This is a genomic window from Streptomyces sp. GbtcB7 (assembly GCF_019091445.1).
Taxonomy (GTDB): domain Bacteria; phylum Actinomycetota; class Actinomycetes; order Streptomycetales; family Streptomycetaceae; genus Streptomyces; species Streptomyces mirabilis.
The window spans coordinates 53,009-73,607 of the sequence record NZ_JAGXJM010000044.1 but is presented as its reverse complement, the minus strand read 5'-3'; the positions used below and the strand labels follow the sequence as shown (position 1 = coordinate 73,607).

19 protein-coding genes are annotated in these 20,599 nt (G+C 70.4%); 8 read left to right on the top strand and 11 right to left on the bottom strand.

What is annotated here, in order from left to right; all coding sequences use genetic code 11:
- Window positions 1–33: 33 nt before the first annotated feature.
- Together KVT44_RS46280 and KVT44_RS46275 are read right to left on the bottom strand one after the other, a co-directional pair.
- Complete coding sequence (locus tag KVT44_RS46280; protein ID WP_229889569.1) at window positions 34–855, bottom strand: DeoR/GlpR family DNA-binding transcription regulator; 822 nt, start codon at window positions 853–855, stop codon at window positions 34–36.
- Between the two features lie 456 nt (window positions 856–1,311).
- Window positions 1,312–1,590, bottom strand: coding sequence for a hypothetical protein (locus KVT44_RS46275; RefSeq protein ID WP_217574200.1), 279 nt, complete (start codon window positions 1,588–1,590; stop codon window positions 1,312–1,314).
- A gap of 414 nt (window positions 1,591–2,004) precedes the next feature.
- On the opposite strand from KVT44_RS46275, the gene KVT44_RS46270 reads away from it, so the two are divergent.
- Entirely contained in the window at window positions 2,005–3,024 is a 1,020-nt protein-coding gene (locus KVT44_RS46270; RefSeq protein ID WP_217574199.1) for a hypothetical protein, read from the top strand.
- Between the two features lie 323 nt (window positions 3,025–3,347).
- Here the strand turns inward: KVT44_RS46270 and KVT44_RS46265 are convergent, their stop codons facing one another.
- The 7 genes from KVT44_RS46265 to ribB all read right to left on the bottom strand — a co-directional run bounded on the left by KVT44_RS46265 (window position 3,348) and on the right by ribB (window position 8,407).
- A complete protein-coding gene (locus KVT44_RS46265) occupies window positions 3,348–4,349 on the bottom strand; it encodes a beta-ketoacyl-ACP synthase III (RefSeq protein ID WP_190174261.1) in 1,002 nt (333 codons plus the stop codon).
- Window positions 4,350–4,456: 107 nt separating this feature from the next.
- Complete coding sequence (locus KVT44_RS46260; RefSeq protein ID WP_190174226.1) at window positions 4,457–4,651, bottom strand: hypothetical protein; 195 nt, start codon at window positions 4,649–4,651, stop codon at window positions 4,457–4,459.
- A 97-nt stretch (window positions 4,652–4,748) separates the two neighbouring features.
- Window positions 4,749–5,168, bottom strand: coding sequence for a hypothetical protein (locus tag KVT44_RS46255; RefSeq protein ID WP_217574198.1), 420 nt, complete (start codon window positions 5,166–5,168; stop codon window positions 4,749–4,751).
- A gap of 3 nt (window positions 5,169–5,171) precedes the next feature.
- Window positions 5,172–5,945 (bottom strand): SDR family NAD(P)-dependent oxidoreductase, encoded by a 774-nt coding sequence (locus KVT44_RS46250; RefSeq protein ID WP_217574197.1) that lies wholly within the window; start codon window positions 5,943–5,945, stop codon window positions 5,172–5,174.
- Window positions 5,942–6,505 carry a hypothetical protein gene (locus KVT44_RS46245; protein ID WP_217574196.1) on the bottom strand — a complete coding sequence of 188 codons (564 nt, stop codon included), beginning with the start codon at window positions 6,503–6,505 and terminating at the stop codon, window positions 5,942–5,944. The genes KVT44_RS46250 and KVT44_RS46245 overlap by 4 nt, the downstream gene beginning before the upstream one ends.
- A 7-nt stretch (window positions 6,506–6,512) precedes the next feature.
- The gene (locus tag KVT44_RS46240; RefSeq protein WP_217574195.1) at window positions 6,513–7,736 is read right to left on the bottom strand and encodes a lysophospholipid acyltransferase family protein; all 1,224 of its coding nucleotides are present in this window, start codon (window positions 7,734–7,736) and stop codon (window positions 6,513–6,515) included.
- A gap of 17 nt (window positions 7,737–7,753) precedes the next feature.
- On the bottom strand, window positions 7,754–8,407 hold the full coding sequence (gene ribB, locus KVT44_RS46235) for a 3,4-dihydroxy-2-butanone-4-phosphate synthase (RefSeq protein WP_217574194.1): 654 nt from the start codon (window positions 8,405–8,407) through the stop codon (window positions 7,754–7,756).
- Between the two features lie 286 nt (window positions 8,408–8,693).
- On the opposite strand from ribB, the gene KVT44_RS46230 reads away from it, so the two are divergent.
- Window positions 8,694–9,209 (top strand): MarR family winged helix-turn-helix transcriptional regulator, encoded by a 516-nt coding sequence (locus KVT44_RS46230; RefSeq protein WP_217574193.1) that lies wholly within the window; start codon window positions 8,694–8,696, stop codon window positions 9,207–9,209.
- Between the two features lie 850 nt (window positions 9,210–10,059).
- The gene (locus KVT44_RS46225) at window positions 10,060–10,722 is read left to right on the top strand and encodes a TetR/AcrR family transcriptional regulator (protein WP_190174262.1); all 663 of its coding nucleotides are present in this window, start codon (window positions 10,060–10,062) and stop codon (window positions 10,720–10,722) included.
- On the opposite strand, the gene KVT44_RS46220 is transcribed toward KVT44_RS46225, so the two are convergent.
- Together KVT44_RS46220 and KVT44_RS46215 are read right to left on the bottom strand one after the other, a co-directional pair.
- Window positions 10,686–11,123, bottom strand: coding sequence for a hypothetical protein (locus tag KVT44_RS46220; protein WP_190174234.1), 438 nt, complete (start codon window positions 11,121–11,123; stop codon window positions 10,686–10,688). The two genes, KVT44_RS46225 and KVT44_RS46220, sit on opposite strands and share 37 nt — an antisense overlap.
- Window positions 11,124–11,334: 211 nt before the next feature.
- On the bottom strand, window positions 11,335–13,593 hold the full coding sequence (locus KVT44_RS46215) for an MMPL family transporter (RefSeq protein WP_217574191.1): 2,259 nt from the start codon (window positions 13,591–13,593) through the stop codon (window positions 11,335–11,337).
- A 1,088-nt stretch (window positions 13,594–14,681) separates the two neighbouring features.
- On the opposite strand from KVT44_RS46215, the gene KVT44_RS46210 reads away from it, so the two are divergent.
- From KVT44_RS46210 to KVT44_RS46190, 5 genes are all read left to right on the top strand, one after another.
- On the top strand, window positions 14,682–15,041 hold the full coding sequence (locus KVT44_RS46210) for an ATP-binding protein (protein ID WP_190174236.1): 360 nt from the start codon (window positions 14,682–14,684) through the stop codon (window positions 15,039–15,041).
- 489 nt (window positions 15,042–15,530) lie between these two features.
- Window positions 15,531–17,207, top strand: coding sequence for a glycerol-3-phosphate dehydrogenase (gene glpD, locus KVT44_RS46205; protein WP_217574214.1), 1,677 nt, complete (start codon window positions 15,531–15,533; stop codon window positions 17,205–17,207).
- A 118-nt stretch (window positions 17,208–17,325) separates the two neighbouring features.
- Window positions 17,326–18,873, top strand: coding sequence for an FGGY-family carbohydrate kinase (locus KVT44_RS46200; protein WP_190174237.1), 1,548 nt, complete (start codon window positions 17,326–17,328; stop codon window positions 18,871–18,873).
- 82 nt (window positions 18,874–18,955) lie between these two features.
- The gene (locus KVT44_RS46195; RefSeq protein WP_168516061.1) at window positions 18,956–19,423 is read left to right on the top strand and encodes an RpiB/LacA/LacB family sugar-phosphate isomerase; all 468 of its coding nucleotides are present in this window, start codon (window positions 18,956–18,958) and stop codon (window positions 19,421–19,423) included.
- Entirely contained in the window at window positions 19,420–20,523 is a 1,104-nt protein-coding gene (locus tag KVT44_RS46190) for a hypothetical protein (RefSeq protein ID WP_217574189.1), read from the top strand. The genes KVT44_RS46195 and KVT44_RS46190 overlap by 4 nt, the downstream gene beginning before the upstream one ends.
- Window positions 20,524–20,599 lie beyond the last annotated feature (76 nt).

The window sequence follows — 20,599 nt, the reverse complement described above, 5'->3', positions numbered from 1 at the left end:
TGCGCAGGTGTGTGTCCGGGAACGGCCGTGCGGTCATCCGGTTTTGGCGACCTCGATGGTGACCTGGCGGTCGTAGAGGTCTTTGAGGACGGATTTCGGGGTGTCTTCGTCCACGATGACGAGGTCGAAGTCGGTGAGCGGGGCCAGGGCGTGCAGGGCACGGCGTTCGAATTTGGTGTGGTCGACGTACAGAATCCGCTTGGCCGCGACATCCATCATCGCGCGTTTGAACGACACGGTGTCCTGGGTCTGGTGGTAGCAGGTGCCTGCCGTGATGGCAGATGTCGAGAGCACGGTGAGGTCGACGGAGAGGCCGCGGATGGCGTCAACCGTCATGCCGCCGAGGAACGCGTCGCCTGCTTCGTGATACATGCCGCCGAGGCCGATGAGACGGATGCCGGGGGCGCCCTTGAGCTCACGGATGATGGGCAGGAAATTGCTGATCACGGTTGCTGGGCCGGCGTCGCGCAGCATGCGGGCGAAGTGGATGCCGGTGGTGCTGTCGTCGAGCATGATCGCCTGTCCGGGCTCGACGTACTGCAGAACTGCCCTGGCGATGGCGCGCTTGGCCGCGGCCTGGCTTTCGAGCCGTACGATCACGCTGCTCTCGAAGAGTGCCGACGGCTCCACGCTCGCGCCGCCGCGGGTCCGGCGCAGCAGCCCCTGCCGGTCCAGCGCGGTGACGTCTCGCAGGATGGTCATCACGCTGACCCCGAACTGCTCGGCCAGTTCCTCGTTGCGCACCGAGCCCTGCTTGATGACCTGGGTGAGGATGCGCTGCTGGCGCTGCGACGGCCGTAGCGCCCCCCGGTCGTCGGACTCGTCCGTGACCACGGTGCCGTCGCTCTCACTCACCGGTATTGCCTCCTGTCAGGGCGCGCACGCTGCTGTTCTGCGGGTACCAGCCTAGGCGGTTTCTTACGGAGCATTGTGCGGGCCGGTCGAAGGGCCCTGCGAGGCGGGCGGTGGCTGTCTTCTCGTAGCGGATGGGGATGCCTTACCGCGGCTTCACCCAGGTGATGCGGTGATCGGCACGGGGATCACTCAACCGCCCGGCTTCCAGCGCCCGCAGGCCAATCGGCCGGGACGATGAACGGCTTCCAGGGGATCTCCCCGGAACGGACCCGCGCCGCAAGGCGCTGCAGGGGCCCGAACACTATGGGGCCGCAGGCTGTTCTCGGGGTCTTGGATGATGGTGAAGTGACCAGCATCCGACGGACGTTGAGCCGTGGTGGACGATCCAGGTGATGGCGTGTTCTCGGGTGATCTCCCGGGGGTGGAGGCCGGTCTGCCGGCCCGGGCGCGGCCAGCTCAGGGCAGGCTGCCGCTTGGAGACGGCCGCGGGCGACCGGCGGCTCCCTCCGCCTCGGTCCGGGTGAGCGGGCGGGGACGGCTGCGCTGCGGGGCCGGCCCGGGGCCGGGGCGGACAGGGGGCGCGGTCGGTTCGAGGGCCTGCCGGCTCTCCTCCGTCTCCGGGCGTGCGCCGGAGATGTGCGGGGTGACGACGAGGCGGTCGGCGAAGGCCGTGGTCAACCACAGATGCATCTCGTGCTTGCTCGGCAGGATGGGCAGTTCGGGGTACTCGGGCACCACACTCTCCTTCGGTTGTGGGACGGGAACCATGCGCCGGCACGGTCGGCGGGAGCCAGGACACAGGCTCCTCCGGCGTCTTTGGTGCGCGGTGGCGTGCAGCCTGCAGCCCCGGCTGGGGGCGCTCCTGTCTGCGGGGTCCGGGCGTCGTCGTAGGCATACAGGAACCGACGGGGACGGGGCCGACGGTCCACGCCACGTGACGTGGCACCACCTGTGGCGCCCCGCTTGGAAATCGGTTGCGCCGTACAGCGATAGGGCGGCGGACCGCCTAGGCGGCGCATAAGGGCGGCCTCCTAGCGTGGCCATGACACCCAGCGTCGCCACCCTTCGGCGGCATGGGAACGGACCGTACCGACACGGCTCGGTTTCGGCGGTGCCCGACCGGCCGGGATCAACAAAACAGGAGGCAGCATGTGCGTGCTGGAGGTCTCTGTGCTCCGCTCGCGTACGCCCCGGGCACTGTGGTGCGCCGTCACCGTGCACGGCCGGCACCCTGCCGGAGCGGCAACAGTCAGGCCGTCCGCCGCGCTCGCCGCCCCGGACGGCTGGTTGTTCGCCACCGGCGTGGTGCGGGCAGCGGCCGGGCCGGGTTCGTGCGCTGCCGGGATGACCGTCGGCCCCGCCGGCGTGCCCTGGCCGCAGGATGCCCCGGCCCCGGTGCGGCGCCTGGCGCGCCGGCTCGTCTCCCACGTACGACGGGAGGCGGCGACCACCCCGCGCTGGTACCTGCTGGCCGAAGCCGAGGAGAAGAACCACCCCGGTGTGCTGGGGGCCCTGCGATCGCTGGGTGCCGCCCTGGCCGAACACCCGTGTCACCAACAGGCCACTGAGGCGCTGACCGCTCGCGCCCCGCTGACCGTCCTCTGCTCCGGGCTCGTCGAGACTCCCTGCCGGAGCGCCCCTCCCGTCGAGCGGTCCGGCTACCGCCAGCTCCTCCTCGACCGCATCGGCCAACTGGCTTACCAGGGCCTGGGCGCACCCGAGATCACCGGCCGCCTGGGCCAGGAAGGCTTCACCCTGGCCCCCGGCCGTGTGGACGGCATCGGCCTGGCCACCGTCCAGCGTTTGCTTCGGGAGGACGTCCGGCCCACCACGCCCATCCCCACCCGCAACCGCCCGCGCCCCGCCCCTGGCGAGGCCCCCGGAACCGATGAATGGTGGCTCCCCGACCTGGCCATCGAGCTGTCCATGCCCATCAGCACCCTTTACAGCTGGGTGCGCCGTGGCTGGGTCACCGCCGTCCGCAAGGAAACCTGTCCCCCCTACCGCTGGATCGTCCGTGCCGGCCCCGCCGATCTCGGCGAGCTTCGTCGGCGCCGTGCCCGTACCGCCAAGACCGCCCTCGGCGAGGCATCCGGCCCGGCTGGAGCTGTCGCCCCATGGCGGGCGGGAGCGGCGGATGAGATCGGACAAGGCCGATGCCGGCGTTGAAGGCCGTGGCGGTGTGACCCGCGCGGTCCCATGGGAATCCGTGGGGCGCCGGACACTGTGAGAGCCGCATGTCCGGTGCGGGTGGAGGGCCGGGGAAGCGGGCTGGTCACAAGGCCGGTACCGGGCCCCGGTCCGCCCCCTGCCGCACCACCTCCCCGCAGGGGCGGGCGAGGAGCCGTTGCTCCTGACCGGGGGTGAGGGCGCCGCAGGCCCGCACGATCCACGAGGTGATCTTGCGGTGGGCACGGCGGATTCTCCTTTCCCGGAGCACGTGGAAGGGGCTGGAGTCATGAGGGTTCGGCCTGGCCTGGGGGCGCGGAGACTCACGGCAGCAGGACGACTTGCCCGGCGTAGGACAGGCCGGCGCCGAAGCCGATGGTCAGGGCCAGACCGCCGCTGCGGGCCTCACCCACCGCCAGCAGGTCCTCCATGGCCAGCGGGATGGAGGCCGCCGAGGTGTTGCCGCTGCGGATCACGTCCTGGGCCACCACGACGCCGGCCGGCAGCTTGAGCGTCTTGGCGAGCGCGCCGACGATCCGGAGATTGGCCTGGTGCGGGATGAAGGCGGCGAGCTGGTCGGCGGTGACGCCGGCCGCGTCCAGCGCCCGCTGGGCGGCCTCGGCCATCTGGTAGACGGCCCAGCGGAAGACGGTCTGCCCCTGCATGGTGAGCGCGGGGAAGCGCACGGTCAGGTCACCGCGCAGATCGAGCCAGGACACGGACTGGTCGATGGCCTCACGCTGCGAGCCGTCGGCGCCCCAGACGACCGGGCCGAGGCCGGGAGTGTCGGACGGGCCGACCACGACCGCCCCGGCGCCGTCACCGAAGAGGAAAGCGGTATGGCGGTCATCGTGGTCGATGAGGTCGGACATCCGCTCGGTGCCGACCAGCAGGACGTACTCGGCGCTGCCGCCGCGGACCATGTCGCCGGCCAGGGCGAGGCCGTGGGTGAAGCCGGCGCAGGCGGCGGACAGGTCGAAGGCGGCGGCCCGGTCGGCGCCCATCTGGTGGGCGATCTCGGTGGCGACGGCGGGCAGTTGGAAGAAGTGGGTGGAAGTCGCGACGATCACACAGCCGATCTTGTCGGGGGTGACGCCGGCTTCGGCCAGGGCCTTGCCCGCGGCGGCGACGCCCATGTGCGCGACTGTCTCGTGCGGGCCGGCCCAGCGGCGTTCGGCGATGCCGGAGCGTTCCCGTATCCACTGGTCGCTGGAGTTGATCCGCTGCGCTATCTCATCGTTGGGCACCACCCGGGAGGGCCGGTAACCACCCACTCCGAGGATGCGGGCATGCGTCGGTCCGACAGACGGGCGAAGCACGGGGATGGTGGCGGACACTGAAGGTCTCCCGAGGTCGGAACGGACAGGGCGGACGGTGGGCCGGGGCCGGACGGCAGCTCCGGCCGAGGAGGTCCCCCACCACGGTGGGGGACTCAGTCCAGGCCGCGGAGGATGTGCAGTTCGCCGGGGTCACCGACGATGTCGGCCTGGTGCAGCGCCAGCGGCTGCGCCCAGCTGTTGGCGTACGAGGGCGGAGCGGAGGGGGCGCTGAAGGCGGCACCGGGTTCGGACAGTGGCGGGAGAGCGGTCGTCGGGTCGACGGCGCGGGGAGTATCCGTGGGGACCACCTGCTTCGTGACGGCCGGTGCGGACAGGACAGGCCCGGGCTCGCCGAGAGGCGAGAGCGGACCCGGCGGTGAGGGGACGGTGGCGGCGGGCTGCGTCTCACACCCCCCGGACCGCTGCCCGGCCCTCCGCCCGCTCCGCCAGCCGGCCGAGCCGCAGTTCGGCGACGCCTGCGAAGGCCGGGCGGAGCAGCGCGGCCAGCGCGCCGCGGTGCTTGAAGAGGTGTTTGACGTAGGTGCGGTTGTGGTGCGGGCGCAGTTCCCAGCTGTGGTCCTCGATGAAGCCGGGCACCTCCCAGTGGGCCGCGATCAGGGTGCCGGTGACTTGGCGGTACTCAAGGAATCCCTTCAGCGCGCCGCGAGTCCAGACGGGGTAACGCTGCCCGACGGCTGCGGTCTGCGGGGCCTTCACCGACAGGAACGCGGGGTTCCAGTCGGCCAGGGCCGAGGGCTCCAGCAGGATCTGCCGGACGACCTGCAGGGGAGCGTTGACCACGACCTGCGAACTGCGAGCGGTCATCGATCAGTACCTCATTCCTCCGTCGGCGCGAATGACGGTGCCGTTGATGAAGTCGGCCGCGGGGCCGGCCAGGAAGGCGATGGTGTCCGCGATCTGCTGGCCCTGGCCGAGGCCCACCAGGGAGTTGCGGACCATGTGGCTGAGCTGGTCGGGGGGCACGGTCGCACCCAGCCCCGTGTCCAGGATTCCCGGAGCGAGGACGACCGAGCGGACGTTGTAGGCGGCGTACTCCTGGGCGACGGTCAGTGCGAGGCCATGCAGCCCGGCCTTCGAGGACGCGTAGGCGGCCTGGCCGGGGTTGCCGAGCGTGGCGGCCATCGAGGACACGTAGACGATGCGCCCGTAGCGGCCCCGCATCATGCTCCGCAGTGCGTGCTTGGTGGTGAGGAAGGCGCCGCGCAGGTTGGTCCGGTGGACCTCCTCCCAGTCTTCCACCGGCATCCGGACCAGGGGCTGGTCGCGGGTGATGGCGGCGTTGTGGATCAGGACGTTCAGCCGCCCGAACTCCTGGGAGGCGGCTACGAGGGCGACGGCGGTCTCCTCCTGCGCGACGTCGCCGGCGACGAGCCGCAGCCGGTCGCCGTACTTGTCGGCGAGCTGCGCCAGCTCCTCCGAGGGCGACCGGTGGCCTGCGATCACCTGGGCGCCCTGCTCCAGCAGGGTCCGCGTGGTCAGCAGGCCCAGGCCGCGCCCGGCGCCGGTGAGGACGACGACCCGTCCCTCCAGGGTGCCCGCAGGGGCGGCCGGGGTTTCGGCCGGTTCGAGGCCGCTGTTCATGAAGAGACCTCCGGTGCGGGTGGCGGAGTCACGGTGGACACCTGGGCGAAAAGGCGGTCGCTGAGCAGGGCGATGCGTTCCTGGTCGATCGGGCGCACGCTGCGCAGCTGGGCGAAGCGCAGGTTCGACGGTTCGGAGCCGGGCTCCTCCACGAGCAGGGGCGGCAGAAGCAGGTCGTGCTCCCGCGCGAGGAGGCGGGCGGCGTCCCGCAGGAACCGCAGTCCCCGCCGGCGGAGGTGCTCCGGCAGCCAGTCGAGGGCGGTCAGGTGCAGCTCGCTGAGTACACCGTCGGTGGTGATCGTGAACCGGGCGGCCAGCTCCTCGGGGATGTGGGCCGCTTCGTCGGCGAACATCGGGACGGTGATCCTTTCCTGGTCCAGCAGGACCAGGACGTTGCCGTCGGCGGCGAGGTGGTCGAGCACCCCGGCGGCCTGCCCGGGAGCGGGCCAGAGCCCGGCGGGGGTGCAGTGCCGCGGGTCCGAGGTGGACCAGAGGAGCCGACGGGGCCCGTCGAAGACCACCAGTGTGTTGCCGCACCGCAGGACCGGTGGCGAACTCATCGGCGATTCACCTCACATGGGTTGCGGTAAGGCCGCCGTCGGCGGTCAGTCGGGTGTAGTGGTCGGCGGCCCGGCGTTTGCGGTCCGCGGTCCGCGCGTCGGGCGCGGGGGCGTTGAGGATGCCGCGCAGTTCCTCCGCGGCGGCGGCATCGTTGCCGGTCTTCATCAGCGCTTCGGCGTAGGCCATGGGGTAGCGGGTGTCATGCGCTCCGATCCGGGCCACATGCCGCAGGTGCCGCAGTCCCTGCTCCCGCTTGCCACCGAGCGGCCGGGGTGCTGACACATGCCAGCGGCCCAGCAGGTAGTTGGCCATCAGGTGGTCGGGGTCGGCGTCGACGACGCGCTGCGCCTCGCGGCGCAGCTTCGGCATCATGGCCAGGCGCCGGGGCAGCGCGGCGTCCATCATGCGGAGCCCGGTGAGCCGGGCCCGTGTGGCGCGGGCGTCGATGTTGCCGGGGCTGGTCAGGTCCGCCAGGTCGAGCATGAGCCGGGCCTGACGCATCCGGCGGGCGGCCGGCCGGGTGTCGGTGCGGCTGAGCATCGTCTCCAGCGTCGCCTCGGCCAGGTCGGCCAGTTCCTGTGCCGCCTGCCGGTCGCGCTCCGGTGTGGGGTTGCGGGCGGATTCGACCAGGGACTCCAGGGCTTCCCGGGCCGCTTTGCCGAGGGCCGCGACACGCTGCGGCCGGGGAAGCGTGGGGTCGACCTCCAGCGGCGGCCCGAACACGACGCGCGCGGTGGCCCCGCGGCGGGGAAGGTTCGCCCCCTTGGGCAGAACGTGCTGGACGCCCCACATACCCACGGGGATCACCGGCACACCGGCCCGTACCGCGAAGCGGAAGGCGCCGTCCTTGAAGGGGAGCAGCGGCCACCCCGGGCCACGGGTGCCCTCGGGGTAGACCACGAGCGTGCTGCCCCCGGAGAACACGCGCTCCACCGAGGCGAGCAGTTCCCGGCCGGGCTGATCGCGGTCGACGGGTATGCCCCCCACCGAGGTCGTCCATCTGCCGCGCAGCGGATGGACGAAGGCCTCCGCCTTGGTCAGGAAGTAGAAAGAGGGATCGTCACGCAGGAGGTCCAGCAGCGCGTCGACCACGAAGTGGTCGGCGAAACTGCTGTGGTTGCACACCAGCACGAAGGGCCCGTTGGTCGGCACATGGTGCCCGCCTTCGACACCGGCGAGGTACCGGTGCACGACTGCCGGACGGGTGACGGCAGTCGTGGCACCGGACATCAACCGGTCAATCCGGCTCACTTCGCCTGCGCGTTCTCGACGGCGGCGTACTCCCGCAGCTTCTCGATGCTGGTGAGGACCAGGCCCTCGCTCTTGGCGAACTCGACCAGCTGGGGAAGACGGGCCATCTCGCCGTCCTCCAGGATGATCTCGACGATGACGCCGGCCGGGGCGAGCCCCGCGAAGCGCGCCAGGTCGACAGCCGCCTCGGTGTGACCCGGGCGCTCCAGGACGCCGCCCGGGCGGGCGACCAGCGGGAAGATGTGGCCGGGCCGGCGAAGGTCCGCACCGGTGCCCTTGAGTACCAGCTCGATGGTCTTGGCGCGGTCCGGCGCGGAGATGCCGGTGGTCACGCCGTGCTCGGGGCCGGCGTCGACACTGACGGTGAAGGCGGTGCCGTTGGGGTCCTCGTTGCGTTCGACCATCGGGGACAGCCGCAGTTCTGCGGCGCGCTCCTCCGTGACGGACAGGCAGACCAGCCCGCGGCCGCGAGTGATCATGTAGTTGATGGCGGCGGCGTCGGCGTACTCGGCCGCGACGATCAGGTCGCCCTCGTTCTCCCTGTTCTCGTCGTCCACGACGATGATCATCTCGCCGCGGGAGATGGCCGCGATGGCCACCTCGGCCTCGTCGAGAACGAACGGTTCGATGTCCAGGGCCTGCACGGTCATTCGCGTTTCCTTTGCCAGGAGGGTGCGGTGGGCTGGGCGGAGCGTCTCGGAACAATATCGATGCCTCAACATCGATGTCCCGTAAACGATGATCCATCATGCATGTTGCAGCATCGTTGCTGCAACATCAATTAGGTAAACTTAAGATGTGGGTGGGATTGCGTCTGCTCGCACCGGCGGGCTGCGGTCGCCCCTATCCATGGCGTATCATCGATATAATCGATGTATTAATGTCGCGTCAACGATGAGCGTTGTGCGGCCCCAACAACCTGAATGAGGTGTCGCCATGCCAACCGGAAAGACCGCTGCGCACGCGCCACCGGGTGAGCACGGCTCGGCTGCGGCGCGCCCCGAAGACGACTCGGAGCTGCGCTACCTGCTGCTCGCGGCGCAGCGGGAGGGCTCCCGGTACATGGCCGGGCAGCTCAGGCCGCTGAACCTGACCCCGGCTCAGGCGGAGATCATGCTCGTACTGGCGGAGCGGCCGCCGCTCACCCTCGCCGAGGTGGGGCGGCTGATCGTATGCGAGAGCAACAGTCCGAGCCGGATCGTGGACACACTCGTCAAGCGCGGGATGGTCAGCCGGACGCCGGGGCAGGTGGACCGCAGGGTGGTCTATCTGGGCCTCACTCCGCAGGGCCAGGACCTGCTGCCGAAGCTGAAGGAGATCGACACTGCGATGGACGCGGCGGCGGCCGGTCAGCTGAGCACCGACGAGAAGCAGGTGATGATCCAGGCCCTGCGCCGGATCGTGGACGGCACCGTGAGCGGCGCCGCTCTCGCGGCGCGCTTCCATGACTGAGTCGCGGCGGCGGCGCATTCACTGATCAGCACGGGCGGCGCGGCTGCCTGCCTTACCGCTGCCGGTACGAGGGGTGTGACCGCTCCGGTTACGAGGGGGCGTGGCGGGCGAAGCCCGCGGCGAAACCGGCCCTGGGGACGCGCCCAGCAGGTACCCGGGGCCGGGAGCGGTTCCATCAGCGGTCCACCGCCTGGGCGCGCGGCGTTCGATGCGGCGGCCGCCGGCTCCGGTGCGGGACCGATACGCGGCGGCCGCAGGGGCAGCCGTCGGCGGGCTCCGCGGCGGTGTGTCTACCCGCTGCCCCGGGGTGCGGGCCCTGCCCACCGCATCGACCGAGGCGCGCGGTCCCCCCCCCGGGCGATCCCGGGACATCGGTGACCGGACTTGGCTGTCGCCCCCCTGCATGACGTGCACAGCGACCAGCGGCTGGCTCCCTGTCGTGCGGCTGCCGCCAGCCGGCCTGCAGGGTGAACCTGCCATGCTCACAGTGATGCTGTGGCTGCGACGGAGCAGCGCTCCGCGGAGCCGAGGACCTGCAGGCAGGACCCGTGGCCGGGAATGCCGAAGCGCTTCGCGGTGGCTCTTCCGCGGTGCATGAACACCGGCACGGGCATGTCCGTCGCCTCGTCAGGCAGTGCGGCGCCCCCCGGCCGTTCTTCCCTTGAGCAACGAGACGTCGCTGGTCCGAACCTTCATGGAGAACTTCTGGGCCGGGGCACGGCGCCGCTCGGGCGCCACCCGTGAACATGGCCCTAACCTAAGAGAACGTGCCATACAGAGGCATTGAGCATGCCATTGAGTGGAACAAAGGAGCGGGAACGTGCCTGACGGGACCTCGCCCAGCAACGCAATGAACGCCATAGGTACCGCCAGGGAGCGTGCCCGCGAGGAGCTGGTCCAGGAGATCAAGGGCTCGGCACGGCGCCAGCTGGCGGTCCATGGCGCCACGGCCCTTTCGCTGCGGGCGGTGGCGCGTGAACTCGGCATGGCCTCCTCGGCCGTCTATCGCTACTTCCCCAGCCGCGACGACCTGCTGACAGCACTCATAGTGGACGGCTTCAACGCCCTCGGTGAGTGCGCCGAACGCGCGGCGGCCGGCGCACCGCGGGGCAGCGCGCCGGCTGAACGCTGGCAGGTTACGTGGGAGGCGGTGCGGGACTGGGCGGTCGCGCATCCGCAGGAGTACGCCCTGCTCTATGGCTCTCCCGTCCCCGACTACAAGGCTCCGCAGACCACGGTGCCCCCGGCGGCCCGGGTGGCCCGGGTGCTGATCGGCCTGATCCGCGAGGCGGAGTCACAGGGAGCCTTGCGGCCGGTGCGGCGTATGGCCTTGGTGGCCGAGGACGCCTCGGACGGGCTGCCGGGCTGGGCGGCCGCGCGCCTGGTGGAGTGCTGGACGCAGTTGTTCGGCCTGATCAGCTTCGAACTCTTCGGTCATCTGACGAACGTGGTCGAGAAGCCGGCCGAGTTCTTCGCTCAGACGGTCCGGGAGAGCGCCGCCTGGCTGGGCTGAGCCCCCGCTGCCCGGTCGGAAGCCGCGGCGTTGTGCGCCGATATCAGCAAGGCGACCGTCTGGGCCCGAGTGCGTGAGGGCGTGTCGTTCCACGCGCACAGCAACTCCCAGTCGTCGAACAGCGCCGTGCCGTGTGGATCGAGCTGGTCTCGCAGCAGCGACAGGGCCCGCCGGGAGGACGCATCGTGGATCTCCGCGTGCCCCGTCGCGGCCCACAGCAGTGCTCCGGCCAGGCTGGCCGCCTGCGGCCGATGCGGGGAGCCGATGTAGAGCAGCCCCGATCCATGGCACCAGCCCCGGTCGGCGATCAGTGCGGCGGCGCGCCGGAAGATGCCGCCCGCCGGGGGAGGGGCGGAGGTGACGGACTGGTACGGGAGGGGCGTCGGAGCAAGTGCCTTCATGGCCGTCGACTCATTTCTGGAAGATTCCCTGGAGGTCTGCGGTGCGCGGGAGCGTCATGCGACGGTGTTGTTCTGCCGTTTCTGCCCGTGCGCTGCCTCGCGCTGCCGAACCGGGTGGGCGTGACATGGCCGCCTTGCTCCGCTGTCCGGGCCCCCGGGATCGGGCCGGACAGCGGAACGTGGTTCGCACGGGACGGTGCCGCTGCTCAGCTCACCTCGGCGTCGGGGCTGAGAGATCCGGCCCCGTGGGCGGGAGTTCGGTGCCCGCGGGGGCGCTCACCGAGGCGGCGGCCACCACGCTGCCGGCCTCTTGCGGGACGGACCGGCGGTTGCCGCCCCAGATCCGATCGCCGAGCAGCAGCAGCGTGGCCGGCATGAGCAGCCGCCGGATCACGACCGCGTCGAGGACCACCGCGGTGGCGAGGCTGATGCCCAACTCCCGCACGATGCTGATCTGGGCGCTGGTGAAGGAGACGAAGACGGCGACCATGATGGCCGCGGCACCGTTGACCAGCCCGGCGGTGCGGGCCAGACCGCCGAGCACCGCGTCACGGTGCGAGGCGCCGTCCAGGTACATCTCCCGCATCCGGCCGATCATGATCACCATGTAGTCCATGCTCAGGCCGAACATCACGGCGAAGAGCATCAGCGGGGTGACGCTGTTGATGGAGTGGTCTGCACCGCCGGCGACCAGAGCCAGGAAACCGAGGCTGGCGCCGACGACCAGCACGTTGAAGGCCAGCGCCAGCAGCGGCAGCACCGTCGAGCGGAAGGCGAGGAAGAGGATGAGGAAGCTCAACAGGGCTACGACGAGGACGACCAGCGGGATCGAGCCGACGACCAGGTCGTCGAAGTCGGAACCGGTGGCGGTGGCGCCGGCGAGTTCGGCCTTCACCCCCGGCGAGGTGTCGCTCTTCAGATGCGAACGCAGGTCGCTGACCAAGTGGTGCGTGGCAGCGCTGTCCGGGTCGGCATCCGGCGTGACCAGGACACGGGTGACGAGGGTGTCACCGACCGCGGTCCACAGCTGACCGACGGCCGCCTTGCCCGCGGTGTCCAGCCCGGTACCGTCGGCCAGTGCCTGTGGCAGCGAACCAGCGGGCAGGCCCAGGGTGCTGACGCCCTGTACGCTGTCGGCTCCCTTGGCGTTCTTGGCGTAGTCGGCGATGTCCGTGGCGCTCGTGAGCAGCGCGGACGAATCCTTCGCGTGGGCAGTCAGCACCACCTCGACCGGGAACATCTCGCGCACGCCGATGTCCTGCTTGATGCGTGCGATACCGACCCGGGCACTGTCCCCGGCGGGCAGAATGTCCGCGCTCGCCACCGGTACCCGCAGAGTCAACTGCGTGGCCGGCCATGCCAGAGCGACGAACCCGGCCACCAGTACCGCCAGGATCAGCAAGGGGTGCTTGGAGACCCGGCCCGCCTCGGCCTTGGGAACGACGGAAGCGGCGGTGGCCTTCTTGCGGCGGCGCAGGGTGCCTGCGTTGATGCGGTGGCCCAGGAGCCGCAGCACGGCCGGCAGCAGTGTCATCGCCATCGTGACGGCGACCACCGCCACCGCCACACCGCCCAGGGCGATGCTGGTGAAGGACATGGCCCGGGGAACGAAGAGGGCGGACATGGCGACCACAACCGCCAGGCCGCTGAAGAGCACCGAATGCCCCACCGTACGCATGGAGCGCCCCACGGCGGTCGGCACGTCCTGGCCGTCGGCCAGTTCCTCGCGGAAGCGTTTGACGATGAAGAGCGAGTAGTCCACGGCCACCGCCAGGCCGACCATGGAGACAATGTTGGTGAACAGACTGTTGACATCGGTGACTTGAGCCATGCCGTAGCCGATGGCCTGGGTCAGCGCCAGTGTGACGCCGGCCATGACGAGCGGGACCGCCATCGCGACCAGCGACCGGAAGACCAGCAACAGCACGATGAAGAGCACCGGGAAGGCGATCATCTCCGCCCGGGTGACGTCCTCCTTCGAATGCACGTTCAGTGCATAGTCCAGGGCCGGAGCGCCGGTGACATCCACCTCGACGTCTTTGCTGACCGCGGCGCGCACGTCGTCCCGCAGAGTCGGCACGACGTTCTGCACGGTGGTGTTGTCGCCGGAGAAACCGACCTGGAGAAAGGTGGTCCGGCCGTCCTTGGACACCCACTCGGGGTGGGCGCGCTCGTCGGTGATCGTGGTGACGCCCGGGCGCCGCGCTGCCTGACGGGCCTCGTCGACCGCGCTCCGCACCGATCCGGCGCGGTCGTGCAGGACGATCAGCAGGGAGTTCGGGGCCTCATGGAACGCCTGCTCAAGCGTGTGCTGCGCGTGCACCGACTCGCCGCGCGGGTTGGAGAAGCCGCCTGCCTTCAGGGCCCCTTCGAGTTTGAGGGCGAACGGCGCGGACACGACGAGCAGCAGCAACCAGGCGGCGATGATCGCTTTGGGTCGTTGCACGGAGAGAGAGATCAGTTGCTTCAAGGTCTGCTCCTGGGATCGAACCGTTGCCCTGGGGGCGAACTAATCCGGAGGTGGCGAGAGGTAGGCGCGATGACGGAACATCGATAATGTCTATTGATGTCTCATCATGTATCACACAACATCGATGATGCAACATCTATAGTCGCGGCTCGATGCGCCCGCGAACGCCGGGTTCAGGGGGAGACCGCCTCTGTCGGGTCGTCGTAGCGGCTTGATCGAATCGGCGAGGCCGGAAGGTGCAGCGGGAGCGAACCGGTGGTTGATGTCGGTGTGCGGGCTGATGTGCACGGCTTGAGGCCGTGTCAGCCGACGGCGCTGATGCCGCCTTCGGTGGCGGTGGGGCGGTCGATGACGGCGGTGGCGAGGATGTGTCGTCGCCGAAGACCTGATGCCGCTCGCTGAGGCTTTTGTTCGAGATCGGCAAGGCGGAGCCCTTGTCGTGGCGCTTGGAGGGCGTCTGGAGCCGGCGGACCATGCCGTCCGGGGTTGTGAAGTGGATCGTGTGGCCGGCCTGGCAGGGCGACGTCGGCCCTGGCCCCGGCGAACGCGAGGGTGGCCAGGTCCTTGACTTTCCCGGGTCGAGTTCGGATCCGCCGCGCCGTCCTCCGTCTGGACCCGACCGTCAGGCCGGAAGGCCTGTGTCCGCGACGTGATGCCTGGTCCGCCGAGCTCGCCAAGGGGTGCGCCGAAGAGCTGCCTGCCGGAGATCCGGTGACTGTCCGCAGCGAACGCCCGCATCCCCGCGTCCGGTTGACGCCGGCGGCGCGCACTCCGCCCTGCTTCACCGCCAGGGCCGGGAGGGGGCCGAGGTCCGGCACGTCCCATTCCAGCAAACTAACAAGAAAAATGTTTGAACAGACACTTGACGTGTGGGTTAAGGCGGGATCATCGTGAAAACGAACACGAAACCTGCTGGGAACAGTGAGATCCGTTCCCGTCGGACAGCACACTCGACATCCCTGAAGGTGATCACAATGGCCGCCACCACCTCCCTCGACCGAGGGCATCGAGGGCGACATCCCGCGGCAGCAGCGGCGCCCGGACACCCCGGGCCGCAATCCGGTCACCTCAGTGATCTGGTGTGGTGCATGCTGCCGGCCGAGGAGTCGGCGGTGTCCCAGGCCAGGGCTTTCGCTGAAGCGCATCTGGCCGCGTGGCGCATCGACGGTGAGACGTCCGACGCGACGCGCCTCGCCGTCTCGGAATTCGTCACCAACTCGGTCTGTCACAGCGGCTCCGCCGACGTCACCCTCCGACTGGTCCGGTGCGGTTCGCAGGTGGGTGTCGAGGTGGTCGACAGTGGAGTGTGGCGGGATCCCGACCCCTCCGATCCTGGTGATGACATCGCCGAGGGCGGCCGGGGGCTGGCGATGGTGAGCGTTCTGGCGCGGCGGTTCGGAGTGCATCGGACATCCTTCGGCACGTGCGCGTGGGCGCTGCTGCGGTAGCCGTCGGCGGCCGGTACGGCAGAGGGTCCGCCGTTCTCCGCCACCCGTTTCGCCTCGCGCGCCGGCAGGTGGGGTCGGTGGAGGCGCCGGACACCCGGCAGCCTCGAGAGATTCATGATCCAACAAAAATTACGTTGAAACAGACACTTTACGTGTTGATTAAGACAGAGTATTCGTGGAAACAAGCGCGGAATCTGTTGGGAACGGTGAGATGCGTTCCCGCCGGACAGCGCACCCGACATTTCTGAAGGTGATCAACGATGGCCATCGCCCTCCGTGTCAGGCACGGAAGCCGCCGGTGGGAGTGCGCGGGCGCACGTTGCCGCCCCGTCCATCACAGCCGTGCGGACTGCAGCCCGCACACCACTACATCGAGAACTCCGGATCACGGTGAGCCGCATACGCCAGGTTCCGATGCACATGAGAGGAGCTGAGGTCGTGCGCGAGGTCGCACTTTCCCTTTCGGCGCGTGAGTACGCGCTCGATGAGATGGCAGTCGGCGAGGTCGACGTCCTGGTCGTGGGCGGCGGTGTGGTCGGTGCCGGCGCCGCCCTCGACGCGGTGACGCGCGGGCTGTCGGTCGCGCTGGTCGAGGCGAAGGACTGGGCCAGCGGAACATCGAGCCGTTCGAGCAAGCTCATCCACGGCGGCCTGCGTTACCTGGAGATGCTCGACTTCAAGCTGGTCGCCGAGGCCCTGCGGGAGCGGGCCCTGCTGCTCCAGCGGATCGCCCCGCATCTGGTCAGGCCTGTGCCGTTCCTCTACCCGCTGACCCGCCGGATCTGGGAGCGGCCGTACGCCGGAGTCGGGATGCTGCTGTACGACACGATGGGCATGACCTCCGTTCTGCCGCGCGGTGTCCCCGCCCATCGGCACATGACCAGGCGCACGGCACTCGCCGAGGCGCCGGGGCTCAAGCCTTCCGCCCTGGTCGGGGCGGTGCGTTACTGGGACGCGCAGGTCGACGACGCCCGCTTCACCCTGTCCCTGGTCCGTACCGCCGCTTCCTACGGTGCTCTGTGCGCCAGCGGGACCCGGGTCACCTCGTTCGTACGTGAGGAGGGCCGCGTGGTGGGCGCGGTCGTCCAGGACGTGGAGACCGGACGCGAACGCACCGTGCGCGCCCGGGCGGTGGTCAACGCGACCGGCGTGTGGACCGACGAGACACAGCAGCAGGCGGGCGGGAACGGCTCGCTGCGGGTGCGGGCGTCCAAGGGAGTGCACCTGCTGGTCCCACGCTCCCGGATCGCGATGTCCTCCGGCCTGATCCTGCGCACCGAGAAGAGCGTGCTGTTCGTCATCCCCTGGGGCGACGAGCACTGGATCGTCGGCACGACGGACACCGACTGGACGTACAGCAAGGAACACCCCGCGGTCAGCTCCGGCGACATCGACTATCTGCTGGAGCACGTCAACACCGTGCTCGCCTCTCCGCTCACCCGGGACGACATCCTGGGCGTGTACGCGGGCTTGCGTCCGCTGGTCTCCGGTGAGGCGGAGCAGACGGCCAAGCTCTCTCGGGAGCATGTGGTCGCGCGTCTTCAGCCGGGCCTGGTCGCCATCGCGGGAGGCAAGTTCACCACCTACCGCGTGATGGCCGAGGACGTCGTCGACGCCGCCGCGCGCGAACTGCCATACGGCGTTCCGGCTTCTTCCACGAAGGACGTACCGCTGGCCGGCGCCGAAGGCTACCAAAGCGTGGTCCGGCGCAAGACGGTACTGGCCAAGCGGTACGGGCTGGCCCCCGAGCGTGTCGAGCGGCTCGTGGAGCGTTACGGCACGCTCGTCACCGAAGTGCTCGAACTGGCCGCCGAGGACAGCACGCTCGGCGAGCCGCTGCGCGGCGCGCCCGGTTACCTCCGTGCCGAGATCGTGTACGCCGCCACACATGAAGGCGCGCTCCATCTCGACGACATCCTGACCCGGCGTACCCACATCTTCATGGAGACCAAGGACCGGGGCCTCGCGGCGGCCGAGGAGGCCGCCCGCCTGGTGTCTGCCCCGCTCGATTGGGACGGGGCCAGGGTCGATGAGGAGATCTACCGGTATCGGCAGCGGGTCGAGGCCGAGCAGGAGGCGGGCCGTCAGCCCAACGACCGACGCGCCGACGCCGCGCGGATGCGCGCACCCGGCTTCGGCGACCCACAGCCTGCACGTATGGGGTGACCGGCATGGACACCACCAGCGGGGCCTGCGCGACGCCCCCGCACATCGACGACAACGACAGCCGGACGCGGCAGGGCAGACGCCCCGACCGCCCCAACTGAGAAGGAGAGGAGGGCACATGGAGCACAGCAGCGGCAGCAGGTACGTCATCGGTATCGACAGCTCCACGACCGCGACCAAGGCCGTCGTGTTCGACGAGGCGGGCCACGCCGTCAGCGAGGGGCGCCGTACGTTCCCGCTGCAGCGCCCGCACCCCGGGTGGCATGAGCAGAACGCCCGGGACTGGTGGGACTCCACACGCGGCGCGCTGCGCGAGGCGGTCTCACAGATCGACGCCACCCGGATCGCCGCCATCGGCATCACCCACCAGCGCGAGAGTTTCGTCTGCCTGGACCAGCACGGCAACGAGCTGCGCCCGGCGATCCTGTGGCTGGACGGCCGGGCCGGCAAGCAGATCGCCGAGCACGGCAGCCGGTCCGTGCATGAGCTCTCCGGGAAGCCGCCGGACGTCACCCCGGCGTTCTACAAACTGCTCTGGCTGCGCGAGAACGAGCCGGACACCCTGCGGGGCAGCGCCCGCGTGGTGGATGTCGCCTGTTACCTGACCCACAAGCTCACCGGCGAGTGGCGCACCAGCTGGGCCTCGGCCGACCCGCTCGGGCTGGTCGACATGGCCTCGTTCACCTGGTCGCGGCAACTGCTCGACACGGTCGGCCTGACGGAGGATCAGCTGCCCGAACTCGTGCCCCCCGGTGCCGTACTGGGCGAACTGAGCCGTGACATCGCCGAGGAGCTGGGCCTCCCGGCGGACATCCCGGTCGTGGCGGGTGCGGGCGACGGCCAGTGCGCCGGCCTCGGCGCGGGCGTCACGCGCCCGGGACTGATGTACGCGAACATGGGCACTGCCCTCGCCGCCGGCACCTGGTCGGCGAGCTACCGCTGGTCCCGTGCCTACCGCACGCTGGGCGGCCCGGTCCCCGGCACCTACACGCTGGAGACCCTGCTGTCGGCCGGCAGCTATCTGATCAGCTGGTTCATGGACAAGTTCGGCGCGCCGCCGGGCCTGGGCCAGGGCCTGGGGCTGTCCGGCGAGGAGGTCATGGAGGCCGCCGCCGCCAAGGTCTCGCCCGGCGCGGACGGGTTGATGGCGCTGCCGTACCTCAACGCCGCGCAGACCCCGTACTGGGACCCGAACGCCCGTGGCGCGATCATCGGCTGGTCCGGCTTCCACGGCAGGCAGCACCTGTACCGGGCCCTGCTCGAGGGCGTCGCGTTCGAACTGCGGCTCACCACCGACGGCGTCGCCGACGACACCGGCATCCCCATCGAGCGGTACCTGGCGATGGGCGGCGGCTCGCGCAGCCGCCTGTGGACGCAGATCGTCGCGGACGTCACCGGGCGCCCCGTCACCGTGTGCGCCGAGACCGAGACCACCGCACTCGGTGCGGCGGTCCTCGCCGCGGCCGCCGTCGGGCTCGGCGGTGTCGACGACATCGAGGAGACGGCGGCCCGGATGGCGAGGGCCAAGGCCACCGTCGACCCCGACCCGATCGCACGCTCCCGCTACGAGGACCTGTACCAGGTCTACCGCCGCCTGTACCCGGCGCTGAAGGACCTCTTCCCGCCGCTGCTCGCCGCCTCCGGTGCGGCCGGCGGCAAGGCCTAGGGCCACCACACCGCCGGTTCACCGAACCGGCGGTCGGCACAAGCCACTTCGCTCACCTTCCGTACCACTCCTGGAGAACGACATGAGCACCATCGCCATCGGCTCGGACGACGCCGGCGCAGCGATGAAGGATGCCCTGCGCGACCACCTGGTCGCGCTGGGACATGAGGTGAAGGACTTCGGCTCGGGCGAGCAGGAGGACTACCCGGACGTCGCCGAGCGCGTCGCCGTGGCCGTCGCCGGCGGCGAGCACGAGCGCGCCGTCCTCGTGTGCGGCACGGGCATCGGCATGGCGATCACCGCCAACAAGGTGCCCGGGGTGCGCGCCGCCCTGGTCGCCGACGCCTACAGCGCCGAGCGGGCCCGCAAGTCCAATGACGCGCAGATCGCCTGCTTCGGCGCCCGCACGCTCGGCATCGAGCACGCCAAGATCTGCCTCGACCACTGGATCGCCTCCGAGTTCGCCGGCGGCGGTTCCCTGCCCAAGGTCCGCAAGATCCACGAAGTCGAGCGGCGCCAGCTCGCCACGTACGAGGAGAAGTCCGCATGAGCCGGCTCGCCGAGACCGTCACCATCCTCGGTGCGGGGGCGATGGGCAGCGCACTCGCCGCACCGGCCGCCGACAACGGACACGAAGTCCGGCTGTGGGGCACCTGGCTCGACGACGAACTGCTGGACGCCGTCGCGCAGGGCCGTCCTCACCCGCGGACAGGGGTCCCGCTCGACCCACGTGTGAAGACCTATCGCAGCGGCCAGCTGGCGGAAGCCCTCGCCGGGGCCACGTACGTCGTGCTGTCCGTCAGCTCCGACGGCCTGGTGGACGTGCTGCGTAAGGCGGCCGGGCACCTGCGCCCCAGTCAGGTCCTGGCCGTCACCACCAAAGGCTTCGTCCGTCTCGACGACCGCATCGTCACGCTCCCCGACGCGGTGACCAGCGTGCTGCACGAGACCGCACCGGACGGCAGCCTGGACCTGCCGCTGGTCGCCATCGGCGGCCCGTGCAAGGCCAATGAAGTCGCCGCCCGCAGGCCCACCGCATCCGTACACGCGTGCGGCTCGCCCGGCGTCACCGAGCGCTCCCGCGGCCTGTTCGCCACCGAGGCCTACGCGGTCGAGGAGAGCGACGACCTGATCGGCGTCGAGATCGCCGCCGCGCTGAAGAACGTCTACGCGATCGCGCTCGGCATCTGTCAGGGACTGGCCGAGCACGGCGGTGAGCCCTACCACGACCTGCAGGCCGCGGCGTTCGCCCGCGCCGTTACCGAGATGGTCCAGCTGGCCGGGCTGCTCGGCGGCCGTGCCGAAACCGTGACGGGACTCGCCGGCGTCGGCGACCTCGAGGTCACCGCCCTGTCCGGCCGCAACCGCGTCTACGGCACCCGCATCGGCGCCGGTGAAGCACCTCACGAGGCACTGCGGGCCATGCAGGACGCGGGCCAGACCGTCGAAGGCGTCCCCGCCGCGCTGCTCGCGCGTGAACTCGTCGACCAGCTGATCCAGCTCGGTGCACTGAGCGACTGGTCCGGGCTGCCTCTGCTGCGGCAGATCGCCGACCTGCTCAGCGGTCAGGAGCCGTACGCCGGTCCTGAGGAACTGGCCGGAGCATTCGCCCGAGCCGCCCTGCCGGCGCGCTCCCCAGCGGAGCGTTAGGCCATGCCCGGCATTCAGGGCCAGGGCGCCCGTGCTGGCAGCAAGGCCGCCGGCCAAAGCAAGGGGGCACGCGGAT